Raw genomic sequence first — 14,287 nt, forward strand, 5'->3', positions numbered from 1 at the left:
CAACCGCTCCGTAGTTTCTTCCCCGTGCCCGGCAGACCACGGGGCAAGGGACAGCAGGACTCCGGGAGTGCACCGGGGCAACGGGGAGCGGAGGCGGTTGATCATGACGCAGGGTGAGGTGCTCGGGTTCGAGGAGTACGTGCGCACCCGGCAGGACGCGCTGCTGCGCAGCGCCCGCCGGCTGGTCCCGGACCCCGTCGACGCCCAGGACCTGCTGCAGACCGCGCTCGTGCGGACGTACGGCCGCTGGGAGGGCATCGCCGACAAGCGGCTCGCCGACGCCTACCTGCGCCGCGTCATGATCAACACCCGTACCGAGTGGTGGCGGGCGCGCAAGCTGGAGGAGGTTCCGACCGAGCAGCTGCCGGACGCCTGTGTGGAGGACTCCACCGAGCAGCACGCCGACCGGGCCCTGCTGATGGACATCATGAAAGTCCTCGCTCCGAAGCAGCGCAGTGTCGTGGTGCTGCGACACTGGGAGCAGATGTCCACAGAGGAGACGGCCGCCGCCCTCGGCATGTCGGCCGGTACGGTCAAGAGCACGCTGCACCGGGCGCTCGCCCGGCTCCGTGAGGAGCTGGAGGTCCGCGATCTGGACGCACGCGCGCTGGAGCGTGAGGAGCGGGAGCGTTGCGCGGCCTGACAGAGGCCGGGTCCGAGGGGATCCGAGGGAGCACGCAGGCGGTGATCGCGGTGGGGGTCGCGTTCGCCGCCATCGCCCTTTTCGTCGCCGCGTGCGGCACGGGCGGGACGGGGGCCCGGGACGAGGGCCCGGCCCACGCGTCTGCGGGGGCGGGCGCCATCGCCTCGCCCAGCCCGAGCCCGACGACCGGCAATCGGCAGGTCGACGCGGTCTCGCTGATCAAGAAGGACCCGACGGTCTCCTCGACCGTGAAGCGGGAGCTGAAGCCGTGCAGCGGCGACGACTACCCGATCGAGGTCACCTACGGCGATCTGACCGGCGGATCCGTCAGCGACGTCCTGATCAACGTGTCGGCCTGCAGTGACTGGGTGGGCGTCGGCACGTACGTGTACCGGGACGTCGGGGGCACGTACGAGAACGTGTTCAAGGCGGAGGACTCTCCGGTCTTCTCGGAGATCGACGGTACCGACCTGACGGTGACCAAGCAGGTGTACGACACGGACGATCAGGTGTTCAACCCGTCCCGGGAGACTGTGATCACGTACAGGTGGAAGGCGGGCCGGTTCACCGAGTGGAACAGGCACGACACGTACTACAGCAGAAGCGGCGGCGACGCGACGCCCGTGCCGGACGGCTGACCCCTCCCCTCCCCCCACCGCACACCTACACAACGAGGACTGAGAGCACCGGGATGGCAGACCAGACCCATGTCCTGTTCGTCGAGGACGACGACGTCATCCGCGAGGCCACCCAGCTCGCGCTGGAGCGGGACGGCTTCGCGGTCACGGCCATGCCCGACGGGCTGTCGGGCCTGGAGGCGTTCCGGGCGGACCGTCCCGACATCGCCCTGCTGGACGTCATGGTCCCCGGTCTGGACGGGGTCAGCCTGTGCCGCCGCATCCGGGACGAGTCGACGGTGCCGGTGATCATGCTGTCGGCCCGTGCCGACTCCATCGACGTCGTCCTCGGCCTGGAGGCGGGCGCCGACGACTACGTGACCAAGCCGTTCGACGGCGCCGTGCTGGTCGCGCGGATCCGGGCGGTGCTGCGGCGCTTCGGACACGCGGGCGGCAGCGCGCAGGCCGAGGCCGCCGCGGACGCGGTGACCGGCGGGGTGCTGGCCTTCGGGGACCTGGAGATCGACACCGAGGGCATGGAGGTGCGCCGGGCCGGGCAGCCGGTCGCGCTCACCCCGACCGAGATGCGGCTGCTGCTGGAGTTCTCCTCCGCGCCGGGCACCGTGCTCTCCCGTGACAAGCTGCTGGAACGGGTGTGGGACTACGGCTGGGGCGGGGACACCCGGGTCGTCGACGTGCACGTGCAGCGGCTGCGGCAGAAGATCGGCCAGGACCGGATCGAGACGGTCCGCGGCTTCGGTTACAAGCTCAAGGCCTGAACGGGGCGACGGCATGCGGGGGATCCTCCGGTACCCGGTCCGGCGCATGGAGCGCGCGGGCCTGCACACCGGGCTCAGATGGAAGCTCAGCGCGGCGATCGCGGCGGTTTCCGGGCTGGTGGCGATCGTGCTGAGCCTGGTCGTGCACAACGCGGCCCGGGTCTCGATGCTCGACAACGCACGCGACCTGGCCAACCAGCGCGTCCAGATAGCGCAGCGCAACTACGAGCTGAACCGGCGGCCGAACTTCCCCAACATCAAGGTCGACGACCCCGAGCTGCCGGCCACGCTGCGCGAGAAGGTCGAACAGGGCCGCAGGGCGAGCGACGTCAGCGACCACGGCGAAGGACCTGACATCTGGGCGGCCGTGCCGGCGAAGGACGGGCACGTGCTGTCCCTGCACAGCAACATGCCGGATCGTTCCACCGACGTGATGAAGGACCTCGACCAGGCGCTGGTCATCGGCTCCGTCGCGGTCGTGCTCGGCAGCAGCGCGCTCGGCGTGCTGATCGGCGGGCAGCTGTCCCGGCGGCTGCGCAAGGCGGCCGCCGCCGCGGGCCGGGTCGCCAAGGGCGAGACCGAGGTCCGGGTGCGGGAGGCCATCGGCGGGGTCGTACGGGACGAGACCGACGATCTCGCGCTCGCGGTGGACGCCATGGCGGACGCGCTGAAGCAGCGGCTGGAGGCCGAGCGGCGGGTCACCGCCGACATCGCGCACGAGCTGCGCACCCCGGTGACGGGTCTGCTGACGGCCGCCGAGCTCCTGCCGCCCGGCCGCCCGACCGAACTCGTGCTGGACCGGGCCAAGGCCATGCGCACCCTCGTCGAGGACGTGCTGGAGGTGGCCCGTCTCGACGGGGCCTCGGAGCGGGCCGAGCTGCAGGACATCATGCTGGGCGAGTTCGTCGCCCGCCGGGTCGCCGCGAAGGACCCGGACATCACCGTGCGGGTGGTCCACGAGTCGGAGGTCACCACCGACCCCCGGCGCCTGGAGCGGGTCCTGTTCAACCTGCTGGCCAACGCGGCCCGGCACGGCCGGCCACCGATCGAGGTGACCGTCGAGGGCCGGGTCATCCGTGTGCGCGACCACGGGCCCGGCTTCCCGGCGGAACTGCTCGCCGAGGGGCCGAGCCGCTTCCGCACCGGGAGTAAGGACCGCGCCGGTCAGGGGCACGGGCTGGGGCTGACCATCGCGGCCGGCCAGGCCCGGGTCCTGGGCGCCCGGCTCACGTTCCGCAACGTGCAGCCCGCCGGAACCCCCGTCGGCGTCCCGGCGGAGGGCGCGGTGGCCGTGCTGTGGCTGCCGGAGCACGCGCCGACCAGCACCGGGAGCTACCCGACGCTGCCGCGGCAGGGGAACGGACGCTGACCCGCGCAGGCCCGGCGCCCGCCCGGCCGGCCGCGAACCGGCCGGGGGCGGCCACGGGGCGGACCGGGAGGACAGCCACTGGACGGACCCGGAAGCCGGCGCGGGACAGGCTGAATGGGGAAGACCCCCGGGGGCGGACACCGACCGGGGGTCTTCCTTCGCTTCTGGCGGGCGGGACTCAGACCGCCTCGATCACCTGCACCGGTGCCACGTCGTCGCCGTCCTGCGGGGACGCCGGCTTCTGCGGCCCGCTGCGCAGCGGCACCTCCTTGACGAACAACGCCATGATCAGCACCGGCACGGCGACCGCCGCACCCAGCAGGAACGCCGAGTGGGTACCGGAGGACACCGCGTGCTGGTACGCCTCCCGCGCCGCCGCTGGCAGCTTCTCCAGGCTCTTCGCGTCCAGTTGCGCCGACTTCTCCGTGATGTTCTTGCCCAGCGCGCCGGCCCGCTCGGCCATCACGTCCTGGACCCGGTGGTTGAACAGCGCGCCCATGATGGCCACACCGAAGGAGGAGCCGAGCGTCCGGAACAGGGTGGTGGACGAGGACGCCACACCCATGTCCTTCATCTCGACGCTGTTCTGCGCCACCAGCATGGTGATCTGCATCAGGCAGCCCATGCCCGCGCCGACCACGGCCATGTAGATGCCGGAGGTCAGCCGGGTGGTGTCCGTGTCCATCAGCGACAGCAGGTACAGGCCGACGATCATCAGCGCGCCACCGGCGATCGGGAACGCCTTGTAGCGGCCGCTGTTGGTCGTGACCCGGCCGGCGACCATCGAGGTCACGAGCATCGCGCCGAGCATCGGCAGCAGCAGCAGACCGGAGTTGGTCGCGGAGGCGCCCTGAACCGCCTGCTGGTACAGCGGCAGGAAGAGCGTGGCGCCGAACATCACGAAGCCGGTGATGAAGCCGATCAGGGACATCAGGGTGAAGTTGCGGCTGCGGAAGATGTGCAGCGGCACGACCGGATCGGCGGCCTTGGTCTGCCAGAACACGAACCCGACCAGCGCGGCCACGCCGATGCCGATCAGCTCCATGATCCGCGCGGACGTCCAGGCGTACTCGGTGCCGCCCCAGGTGGTGACCAGGACGATGGAGGTGATGCCGACGGTCAGCAGCAGCACGCCGAGGTAGTCGATGCCCGCCTTGGCCCGCTTCTTCGGCAGGTGCAGCACGGCGGTGACCAGCGCGAGCGCGACCGCGCCGAGCGGCAGGTTGATGTAGAAGGCCCAGCGCCAGCCCCAGTTGTCGGTGATGGTGCCGCCGACCAGCGGACCGCCGATCATCGCCAGCGCCATGACGGCGGCCATCATGCCCTGGTACTTGCCCCGCTCACGCGGCGGTATGAGGTCGCCGATGATGGCCATGACGCCGACCATCAGACCGCCGGCGCCCAGACCCTGCACGGCGCGGAAGGCGATCAGCTGGCCCATGTCCTGGGCCATGCCGCTCAGCGCCGAGCCGATCAGAAAGATCACGATCGAGCTGAGGAAGGCGCCCTTGCGCCCGAACATGTCGCCGACCTTGCCCCAGATGGGGGTCGAGGCCGCGGTGGCCAGGGTGTACCCGGTGACCACCCAGGACAGGTGCTCCAGGCCGCCCAGCTCGCCCACGATCGTCGGCATCGCCGTACCGACGATCATGTTGTCCAGCATCGCGAGCATCATCGCGATCATGAGTGCGAGCAGGACGACGCGCACGCTCTTGGGCTGTTTGCCCTCGGTGACGCCGCCGACTGTGTCCGCCATCGTTTTCTCACTCCCCCTGCGGCTGGCACTTACTTGCCGCCCGGCTAGTTCACTACACTGGGAAGGTAACCCGCTACTAGCCGGGCGTCAAGTAAGTTTCCGTGGGAGCGCGAGGAGTACGAGGATGGGCGGCACCATGGACGGCACCAAGCAACAGCGCCGCGGCAACACCCGCCAGCGCATCCAGGACGTGGCGCTCGAACTCTTCGCGGAGCAGGGGTACGAAAAGACCTCGCTGCGCGAGATCGCCGAGCGTCTCGACGTCACCAAGGCGGCCCTGTACTACCACTTCAAGACCAAGGAAGAGATCATCGTCAGCCTCTTCGAGGACCTGACGAAGCCGATCGAGGACCTGATCGAGTGGGGCCGGCAGCAGCCGCCCACCCTGGAGACCAAGCAGGAGCTCGTCCGGCGCTACAGCGAGGCGCTCGCCGGCGCCGAACCACTCTTCCGCTTCATGCAGGAGAACCAGGCGACGGTCCGGGAGCTGCGCATCGGCGACTCCTTCAAGGACCGGATGCGCGGACTGCGCGACATCCTCATAGATCCCGCGGCGGACCTGGTGGACCAGGTGCGCTCCGTCAGCGCGATGTTCACGCTGCACGCCGGGATGTTCGTCATGCAGGACCTGGAAGGCGACCCGGTGAAGAAGCGCGAGGCCGTTCTCGAGGTCGCCCTGGGCCTGATCGAACAGGCGCACGAGCACGCCCGGGGAAACAGGTAGGGCCTGTCCGGAAGGACAGGCCCTGGGCGGTCACGCGGGGATCACGACCCCGTGGATCAGACCTTCACGCCCTTGGCGTGCAGGAAGGCGACCGGGTCGACGGCGGAGCCGTAGTTCGGGGTCGTACGGATCTCGAAGTGCAGGTGCGGACCGGTCGAGTTGCCGGTGCTGCCCGACAGGGCGATGTGCTGGCCGGTCTTGACGACCTGGCCGATCTTGACGTCGATCCGGGACAGGTGCGCGTACTGCGAGTAGGTGCCGTTGTCGTGCTTGATGACGACGGCGTTGCCGTACGCGGGGCCGTCACCGGCGCCGTTGGGGCCGGCCTTGACGACGGTGCCGCCGTGCGCGGCGTTGACGTCGGTGCCGGTCGGCACGGCGAAGTCCTGGCCGCTGTGCTTGGCGACCCAGTGGCTGCCGGCCTGCATGAAGCTGGCGGAGAGCGTGTACTTCTTCACCGGGTCGACCCAGGAAGTGGCGGACGGCGCGGCGGCGCTCGCGACCCCGGTACCCAGCACGGCCGCGGCGCCGACTCCGGCGGCCATGACGGTCACACGGTTGCGGAGCGAGGACGTACGGGAAGAACGGGACGTGACGCGCTGGAACATGTGGACCTCGTGGGAGTCGGGAACAAATGGACCGCTCGGCGCACAGACATTCACCGCGGCGGCCATTCATTGGTAACCCGACACCCCAACCCGCCACAAAGGGGGTGTTCTACGGCACTTCCTAGTAGAAGTCCGGGAAATCACCCACTTCTTGACATATAGACCACAGAGCCCTGGCGCCCTGAGCTGGCCGTTTCATGAGCGACTTCCGGTATATGCGTACTTTGTCGCGTTTATCCCTGCACTAATCACTGTAGTACCGGACATTTCGCCTGTGCCCCATGTCACCGCCCCGGCCTCGCAATGTGACCCAGGCCTCTCGCTTTGCGGCCGACTTGTGTGACCCAGGCCATTCGCGGCGCAGGGGTTTTGTGACCCAGGCCTCTTCGGGCTTGTCCGGGCATATGTGACCCAGGCCTCGAAAAGCCTCCGGAAAAGTGACCCGCGCCCTCACCGTTCCGAAGAAATGTGACGCAGACCCCTATGCGACTACCCGTCGGTAACCCTACGGTTCCCCTCGCGCCACCCTCACCTCAGATCATGCCCCTGACATTCAGGCACGCACGCGTACCGACGTGAGAGGACCCCCCACCGATGACCCGACGCCCCTGGGCGCGCCGTATGGCCGTTACCACCGTCTCCGTGGCCTCCCTGGCCGCACTGGCCGCCCCGGCCGAGGCCGCGACCACGAGCAGCTCCTCCGCGAAGGTCGACTACGCCACCTGGCAGCACGACTGCCAGACGGTGATGGACCAGGCCCTGCCCTACCTGAAGGCCCGCATCGCCGCCGCCGGACCGGGCGAGAAGCAGGCGATCGTCTTCGACATCGACAACACCACGCTGGAGACCGACTTCGGCTTCAGCTACCCGCAGCCGGCCAACAAGCCCGTCCTGAACGTCGCCCGCTACGCCCAGGAGCACGGCGTCAAGCTGTTCTTCGTGACCGCCCGCCCGGGCATCGTCTACTGGCCTACCGAGTACAACCTCGAGCACGACGGCTACGAGGTGTCAGGCCTGTACGTCCGTGGCCTGGTCGACCTCTTCAAGGACGTCGCCGCCTACAAGACCGCCCAGCGCGTCGGCATCGAGAACCAGGGCTACAAGATCATCGCGAACATCGGCAACAGCGCCACCGACCTCTCGGGCGGCCACGCCGAGAAGACGTTCAAACTGCCCGACTACGACGGCCAGTTGTCGTAGGCCGCTGCCCAGGCACGCGAGAGGGGCCGGTGCCCGAAGGCACCGGCCCCTCTCGTGGGATCGCCCCGACGCTTACGCGTCCTTGCTCAGGTTCGGTCCGGCACCGCCGGCCGCCTGCTCGATCGGCGGGACGTCCGGCAGCGCGGACTTCTCCTCACCGCGGAAGGTGAAGGTCTGCGACTCACCCTCGCCCTCGGTGTCCACGACCACGATGTGACCGGGGCGCAGCTCGCCGAAGAGGATCTTCTCCGAGAGCGTGTCCTCGACCTCGCGCTGGATCGTGCGGCGCAGCGGCCGGGCACCCAGCACCGGGTCGTAGCCCTTCTTGGACAGCAGCTCCTTGGCGGACTGGGAGAGCTCGATGCCCATGTCCCGGTCCTTCAGGCGCTCGTCCACCTTGCTGATCATCAGGTCGACGATCCGCAGGATGTCCTGCTGCGTCAGCTGCGGGAAGACGACCACGTCGTCGACGCGGTTGAGGAACTCGGGCCGGAAGTGCTGCTTGAGCTCGTCCTGGACCTTGTTCTTCATGCGCTCGTAGTTGGTCTTCGTGTCGCCCGCGGCCGCGAAGCCGAGGTTGAAGCCCTTGGAGATGTCCCGGGTGCCGAGGTTGGTCGTCATGATGATGACCGTGTTCTTGAAGTCCACGACCCGGCCCTGGGAGTCGGTCAGGCGACCGTCCTCCAGGATCTGCAGCAGCGAGTTGAAGATGTCCGGGTGGGCCTTCTCGACCTCGTCGAACAGGACGACGGAGAACGGCTTGCGGCGGACCTTCTCGGTCAGCTGGCCGCCCTCTTCGTACCCGACGTAGCCGGGGGGCGAACCGAAGAGACGCGACACGGTGTGCTTCTCGCTGAACTCCGACATGTCGAGGGAGATCAGGGCGTCCTCGTCACCGAAGAGGAACTCGGCGAGCGCCTTGGACAGTTCGGTCTTACCGACACCGGACGGGCCGGCGAAGATGAACGAACCACCCGGACGCTTCGGGTCCTTCAGGCCGGCGCGCGTACGGCGGATCGCCTTCGACAGCGCCTTGACGGCGTCGACCTGGCCGATGACCCGCTTGTGGAGTTCGTCCTCCATGCGGAGCAGGCGGCTGGACTCCTCCTCGGTCAGCTTGAAGACCGGGATGCCGGTGGCCGTGGCGAGGACCTCGGCGATCAGCTCGCCGTCGACCTCGGCGACGACGTCCATGTCGCCGGCCTTCCACTCCTTCTCCCGCTTGGCCTTGGCGGCCAGGAGCTGCTTCTCCTTGTCGCGCAGGGAGGCGGCCTTCTCGAAGTCCTGCGAGTCGATCGCGGACTCCTTGTCCCGGCGGACGCCGGCGATCTTCTCGTCGAACTCGCGCAGGTCCGGCGGAGCGGTCATCCGGCGGATGCGCATCCGGGAACCGGCCTCGTCGATCAGGTCGATCGCCTTGTCGGGCAGGAAGCGGTCGGAGATGTAGCGGTCGGCCAGGGTGGCGGCCTGGACCAGGGCCTCGTCCGTGATGGAGACGCGGTGGTGCGCCTCGTAACGGTCACGCAGACCCTTGAGGATCTCGATCGTGTGCGGCAGGGACGGCTCGGCGACCTGGATGGGCTGGAAGCGGCGCTCCAGGGCGGCGTCCTTCTCCAGGTGCTTGCGGTACTCGTCCAGGGTGGTCGCACCGATGGTCTGCAGCTCACCGCGGGCCAGCATCGGCTTCAGGATGGAGGCCGCGTCGATGGCGCCCTCGGCGGCACCCGCACCGACCAGCGTGTGCAGCTCGTCGATGAACAGGATGATGTCGCCGCGGGTGCGGATCTCCTTGAGCACCTTCTTCAGGCGCTCCTCGAAGTCACCGCGGTAGCGGGAGCCGGCGACCAGGGCGCCCAGGTCGAGGGTGTAGAGGTGCTTGTCCTTGAGGGTCTCGGGCACCTCGCCCTTGACGATGGCCTGGGCGAGGCCCTCGACGACGGCGGTCTTGCCGACGCCGGGCTCACCGATCAGCACCGGGTTGTTCTTGGTGCGGCGGGACAGCACCTGCATGACCCGCTCGATCTCCTTCTCGCGCCCGATGACCGGGTCGAGCTTGGACTCACGGGCGGCCTGGGTGAGGTTCCGGCCGAACTGGTCCAGGACGAGAGAGGTCGAGGGCGTGCCCTCGGCCGGGCCGCCCGCGGTGGCGGTCTCCTTGCCCTGGTAGCCGGAGAGCAGCTGGATGACCTGCTGCCGCACCCGGTTCAGGTCTGCGCCCAGCTTCACGAGGACCTGGGCGGCGACGCCCTCGCCCTCGCGGATCAGGCCGAGCAGGATGTGCTCCGTGCCGATGTAGTTGTGGCCCAGCTGAAGGGCCTCGCGGAGCGACAGCTCCAGGACCTTCTTGGCACGGGGGGTGAAGGGGATGTGCCCGGACGGGGCCTGCTGGCCCTGGCCGATGATCTCCTCCACCTGCTGGCGGACCGCCTCAAGCGAAATGCCGAGGCTCTCCAGGGCCTTAGCGGCGACACCTTCGCCCTCGTGGATGAGACCCAGGAGGATGTGCTCGGTGCCGATGTAGTTGTGGTTGAGCATCCGGGCTTCTTCCTGAGCCAGGACGACAACCCGCCGCGCGCGGTCGGTGAACCTCTCGAACATCGTTAATCGCTCCTCAGAGCGGTCAGGCAGTGGGGGGAACTTCCCCTCCCTGTCCTTCCGCAGCTTAGTCCCGCAAGCGGGGACCGCTCATTCCAACTGCCGACACCGTCGATGGCCTCCTGACCCCTGACGCCGACATCTGCTCCAACCCGATGGTGCGAGACGATGTTCCCGCAGGCCAGACAGTTACCCCAGTCGCCAGTACGCCGATGGCGAACGTGAGACGTCCCGCGCTGCGTGTCGCCCCCTCCCACTAGGCATGTCTTACCCGCCGGGACTGACACTCCATGCCGCGCGCCCCTGTGCACTCCGCTATGGGCGAACAACCTTGCGCCTCCCCCGCGCCCCTCGCGCCCCCTTTTCCGCACTCTGTGCGTTCGACCGGGAGCCCAGCGTAACCCGCGGGTCACTTCGGAGGTTGCACTTGTCATGGCTGGCTCCGTCCGTAGGAACCTCTCGTTACCCCATCCCCGTCGGCCCCCCGGTCCGGATGCGGAACCGCCCTGCGTTCCCGCGGCCGACCCGGCCGCCCGGGTCAGGTGCTGGTACGAGAACGATCTGGGCTGGGCGACGGCGCCCGGACGGCCGCTGCGCCTGCTGACGGGGGTGCGGTTCGACGTCCTGGACGTGCCGGCCGAGGCGGGCGCGGGTGCGCTCCGGCATCTCGCGCCGGGCTCTCCGGTGGCCTTGCGGGGCGACCGGATGCGGCTGCTGGTGGCCGCGGGCAGTGCGGAGGAGCTGCCGGGGGTGCTGGACTGGCTGGAATGGAGCGCCGTCGCCCTCGACCTCGAGGTCCTCGGGGTGGGTGGCTCCATGGAGGCTCCCATGGCGCCGGCCGTGGCCGGCGGCTTCGGGGAGGGTCCGGGTTCCGTGCAGGGGGCCGCCGTGTGGCTGCGGCCCCCCGGGCCGGGGTGCGAGGCCGATGCCTCGCTGCCGGCCCTGCCGGCCGTGGGACGCGAGGGGAGCGCCCCCGATCTCGTGCGGCTGCTGGACACGGTGGCGGTTCGGTGCCACCGGCTCCGGCTGCGAAATCAGCCGTTGGCCTTCTCGTAGGCCTCGCGGATGGACGCCGGAACGCGACCGCGGTCGTTGACGTCGTAGCCGTTCTCCTTCGCCCAGGCGCGGATCGCCGCGGTGTCCTGGTTGCCACCGGAAGCGGCACGCGCCTTTCCACGCCCCCCAGAGGCACGGCCTCCGGTACGGCGACCGCCCTTCACATAAGGGTCGAGAAGGCCGCGCAGCTTGTCCGCATTGGCAGTCGTGAGATCGATCTCGTACGTCTTCCCGTCCAGCGCGAACGTCACGGTCTCGTCCGCCTCGCCGCCGTCGAGGTCGTCGACAAGAAGGACCTGAACCTTCTGTGCCACCGGATTTCCTTTCATCGATAACGTTCGGGGTGAGGGGGTCTGCGGCGTCCGCCGTTTCGCCGCCCCTGTTATATGCAGTACTGCAGTACGTCGGAAAGCAAACCGCTTTTGCCGGAAAAACACAAACCCCTGGGAGAGACCCGGCGGACCGGCTCCGCCCGGAAACGTGCGCGTTTCGGACATAGAGGCACCGGCAATGACGATCACAGATGCAGAAGCATCCGGCTGTTGCCCAGGGTGTTCGGTTTCACTCGTTCGAGACCGAGGAACTCCGCGACGCCCTCGTCATAGGAACGCAACAGCTCCGCGTACACATCGGTGTCGACCGGCGTCTCGCCGATCTCGACGAAGCCGTGCTTCCCGAAGAAGTCGACTTCGAAGGTCAGGCAGAAAACCCGGCGAACGCCGAGCCAGCGTGCGGTCTGCAGCAACTTCTCCAGCAGCCGGTGGCCGACGCCGGCGCCCTTGAGTCCGGGCTTCACGGCCAGGGTGCGGACTTCCGCGAGGTCCTCCCACATGACGTGCAGCGCACCGCAGCCGACCACCTCGGCGTTGTCGTCGCGTTCCGCGACCCAGAACTCCTGGATGTCCTCGTAAAGCGTGACCGTGGCTTTGTCGAGCAGGATGCGGTCACGGGTGTAGTCGTCTAGGAGGCGGCGCACGGCCGGGACATCGCCGGTCCGGGCCCGCCGGACGGTGACGGCTTTTGCGGGGACTTCGGGACGCTGCGCTGACATGAGCGGACGCTATCGCCCGTCGCCGTCCTCCGCCGAGCCGGGGTTCTCCTCCGTCGGGGCGGGGATCTCCTCTTGCCGGGCTTCGGCGGGTTCCCGTGTTTCCTCGGGTCCCTGGACGATGCGTACGGCGTCCCTGAGCGCCTGGCGCTGTTCCTCGCTCATCATCCCGAAGAAGGCGACGAGAGCGGCGGCCGGGTTGTCGCTCTGGGACCAGGCGTCGTTCATGAGGGCGGCGGCGTACGCGGCCCGCGTGGAGACGGCCTCATATCGATAGGCCCGCCCTTCCGCCTCGCGGCGCACCCAGCCCTTCTGATGGAGATTGTCCAAAACCGTCATCACGGTGGTGTACGCGATGGAGCGTTCCTGCTGCAGGTCTTCCAGGACTTCCCGAACGGTCACCGGGCGGTTCCACTTCCACACCCGCGTCATGACCGCGTCTTCGAGTTCTCCCAATGGGCGAGGCACAACTCAGAACAATAGTGGGAGATCCCGGCAATGGCGTGCCGGACGCACCAATCCGACGAATACGTGCAAAAAGGGCGAGGACGGCGGGAGGGGTGGGCGCGCGAAGCCGTGCGGGCGGACCGGCGCGCGGTCGTCGGCGCCGCGTGTCGCGTGGCGGCCCCTGGACACCGCCGTGGTGCGCCCTGCGGGGCGCCGTGAGCTCAGATCTGGCCGCCGCCGGCGGAAGCCTGGTGGGCGCCCTCGGCGCGCGCGAGAGCGGCGTCCACGGCCGCGTCCTCCTTGGCCTTGGCGGCCCCGCCCTGAGTCTTGACGATCACCCTGACCACACCGATGAAGAAGGCGGCCATGACGACCGGGGGCACGAGCGCGGCGACGTAGTCCATGCCACCAGAGTAGCCACGCACCTCCGCCCCAAGGCCCCGGGGCACTCCCGTCCAACCCGCCCGGGCGCCCGGACAGGTGCCCTGAGGGCGGGGAGTGGGAGGCCGGACGGCGCAGCCGAGCGGGGAACGGGGGCCGGCATTTCGATCGGCGACCAGGGCGGGGCCGGTGTTTCGGCCGGCGACCAGGGCGGGGGCCGGTGTTTCGGCCGGCGGGCAGGGCGGGGGCCGGGAGGCAGCCGACGACCAGACCGGGCGGCGGTCGGCTGCCAGAGCCCGTCCGGCCGGCAGCCGACGACCCCGCCGGGGGGCCGGCGCGGCGGCCATCGACCAGGCCGGGAGGCCAGGGCGGCGGCCGGCGGCCGAGCCGGGGGCGGGGATTCAGCCGGCGGCCAGGCGGGAGCTGTCGGGCGGATCCGCCGGAGGCGCCGGCTTACGGCGGGGGAACACCTCTCCCGGCGTCGGTACCGGCCGCTTCGGCGCGGGCGGCTCCGCCGCGGGGCGTTCCGGGGGTGCCGGCGTGGGGGGCGCAGGCGGCTTCTGCGCGGGTTTCCGCGGCTCACCGGCCTGGTGGGCCGCCGACCGCCCCGCGCCGCCCGCCAGTGCCAGCAGGCGGGTGCGGGCGGGCGGCACGGCGGGTGCGGGCACCTTGCGCCCGCCCTGCGCGAACCGGGCCCTCACGTCCTGCTCGGCCAGTAGCTGGCAGCGGTCCAGCAGGGCCGCCGCCACGCGGTTGCCGCGCAGCGCCCGGAGGGCGGCGAGGTCGTCCGGTGTCGGCCGGTGCCCGGCGCCCAGCGCCTCCTCCAGGAGGGCGAAGTAGCCGGTGGCGGTCCCCGGCAGCGCGGCCCGATAGCGCCCGAGGTCGGCCACCAGGAAGGCGCGCAGCCTTGCGCTCTCGGTCATCGCCTCGTCGAGCGACTCGGCGAGGCGCAGGCAGTCCTGGACGTCCTCGGCGGACGCTCGGCCGGGGTGAAGGGCGAGGGCGAGGGCGCGGCGGAGCACACGCAGCTCCTCCACACCGAACGCCATGCCGCCGCGGGATCC

General features: G+C 69.7%; 15 protein-coding genes. 7 read left to right on the forward strand and 8 right to left on the reverse strand.

Annotated features, from left to right (window positions below; all coding sequences use genetic code 11):
- Nucleotides 1–103: 103 nt before the first annotated feature.
- The 4 genes from IE177_RS20945 to cseC are packed head-to-tail and all read left to right on the forward strand — an operon-like array spanning nt 104 to nt 3,408.
- Complete coding sequence (locus tag IE177_RS20945) at nt 104–643, forward strand: SigE family RNA polymerase sigma factor (protein ID WP_190016900.1); 540 nt, start codon at nt 104–106, stop codon at nt 641–643.
- Entirely contained in the window at nt 631–1,281 is a 651-nt protein-coding gene (locus IE177_RS20950) for a hypothetical protein (protein WP_190016901.1), read from the forward strand. The genes IE177_RS20945 and IE177_RS20950 overlap by 13 nt, the downstream gene beginning before the upstream one ends.
- Before the next feature lie 53 nt (nt 1,282–1,334).
- Nucleotides 1,335–2,039, forward strand: a complete 705-nt coding sequence (gene cseB / locus IE177_RS20955) for a two-component system response regulator CseB (protein ID WP_190016902.1) — start codon at nt 1,335–1,337, stop codon at nt 2,037–2,039.
- A 13-nt stretch (nt 2,040–2,052) separates the two neighbouring features.
- Nucleotides 2,053–3,408, forward strand: a complete 1,356-nt coding sequence (gene cseC, locus IE177_RS20960; protein ID WP_190016903.1) for a two-component system sensor histidine kinase CseC — start codon at nt 2,053–2,055, stop codon at nt 3,406–3,408.
- A gap of 178 nt (nt 3,409–3,586) precedes the next feature.
- Here cseC and IE177_RS20965 read toward each other — a convergent pair whose 3' ends face one another.
- Nucleotides 3,587–5,164 (reverse strand): MDR family MFS transporter, encoded by a 1,578-nt coding sequence (locus IE177_RS20965; RefSeq protein WP_190016904.1) that lies wholly within the window; start codon nt 5,162–5,164, stop codon nt 3,587–3,589.
- Nucleotides 5,165–5,288: 124 nt separating this feature from the next.
- Between IE177_RS20965 and IE177_RS20970 the strand changes: the two genes are divergently transcribed.
- Nucleotides 5,289–5,888 (forward strand): TetR/AcrR family transcriptional regulator, encoded by a 600-nt coding sequence (locus IE177_RS20970; protein WP_190016905.1) that lies wholly within the window; start codon nt 5,289–5,291, stop codon nt 5,886–5,888.
- A 56-nt stretch (nt 5,889–5,944) separates the two neighbouring features.
- On the opposite strand, the gene IE177_RS20975 is transcribed toward IE177_RS20970, so the two are convergent.
- Nucleotides 5,945–6,496: a M23 family metallopeptidase gene (locus IE177_RS20975; protein WP_190016906.1), complete on the reverse strand. Its 552-nt coding sequence runs from the start codon at nt 6,494–6,496 to the stop codon at nt 5,945–5,947.
- A 594-nt stretch (nt 6,497–7,090) separates the two neighbouring features.
- On the opposite strand from IE177_RS20975, the gene IE177_RS20980 reads away from it, so the two are divergent.
- Entirely contained in the window at nt 7,091–7,696 is a 606-nt protein-coding gene (locus IE177_RS20980; RefSeq protein ID WP_190016907.1) for an HAD family acid phosphatase, read from the forward strand.
- A gap of 72 nt (nt 7,697–7,768) precedes the next feature.
- Here IE177_RS20980 and IE177_RS20985 read toward each other — a convergent pair whose 3' ends face one another.
- Nucleotides 7,769–10,294 carry an ATP-dependent Clp protease ATP-binding subunit gene (locus tag IE177_RS20985; protein ID WP_190016908.1) on the reverse strand — a complete coding sequence of 842 codons (2,526 nt, stop codon included), beginning with the start codon at nt 10,292–10,294 and terminating at the stop codon, nt 7,769–7,771.
- A 429-nt stretch (nt 10,295–10,723) separates the two neighbouring features.
- Between IE177_RS20985 and IE177_RS20990 the strand changes: the two genes are divergently transcribed.
- On the forward strand, nt 10,724–11,347 hold the full coding sequence (locus IE177_RS20990) for an SCO3374 family protein (protein WP_190016909.1): 624 nt from the start codon (nt 10,724–10,726) through the stop codon (nt 11,345–11,347).
- Here the strand turns inward: IE177_RS20990 and IE177_RS20995 are convergent.
- The 5 genes from IE177_RS20995 to IE177_RS21015 all read right to left on the reverse strand — a co-directional run bounded on the left by IE177_RS20995 (nt 11,326) and on the right by IE177_RS21015 (nt 14,272).
- The gene (locus tag IE177_RS20995; protein WP_190016910.1) at nt 11,326–11,661 is read right to left on the reverse strand and encodes a histone-like nucleoid-structuring protein Lsr2; all 336 of its coding nucleotides are present in this window, start codon (nt 11,659–11,661) and stop codon (nt 11,326–11,328) included. The two genes, IE177_RS20990 and IE177_RS20995, sit on opposite strands and share 22 nt — an antisense overlap.
- A gap of 203 nt (nt 11,662–11,864) precedes the next feature.
- Nucleotides 11,865–12,398 (reverse strand): amino-acid N-acetyltransferase, encoded by a 534-nt coding sequence (locus tag IE177_RS21000; RefSeq protein WP_190016911.1) that lies wholly within the window; start codon nt 12,396–12,398, stop codon nt 11,865–11,867.
- Nucleotides 12,399–12,407: 9 nt separating this feature from the next.
- Nucleotides 12,408–12,827 (reverse strand): BlaI/MecI/CopY family transcriptional regulator, encoded by a 420-nt coding sequence (locus tag IE177_RS21005; protein WP_229816190.1) that lies wholly within the window; start codon nt 12,825–12,827, stop codon nt 12,408–12,410.
- 236 nt (nt 12,828–13,063) lie between these two features.
- Nucleotides 13,064–13,246 carry a hypothetical protein gene (locus tag IE177_RS21010; RefSeq protein WP_190016913.1) on the reverse strand — a complete coding sequence of 61 codons (183 nt, stop codon included), beginning with the start codon at nt 13,244–13,246 and terminating at the stop codon, nt 13,064–13,066.
- Between the two features lie 378 nt (nt 13,247–13,624).
- Entirely contained in the window at nt 13,625–14,272 is a 648-nt protein-coding gene (locus tag IE177_RS21015; protein ID WP_190017112.1) for a hypothetical protein, read from the reverse strand.
- Nucleotides 14,273–14,287: the final 15 nt, after the last annotated feature.

It is taken from the genome of Streptomyces lucensis JCM 4490 (assembly GCF_014650035.1).
Taxonomy (GTDB): Bacteria; Actinomycetota; Actinomycetes; order Streptomycetales; family Streptomycetaceae; genus Streptomyces; species Streptomyces lucensis.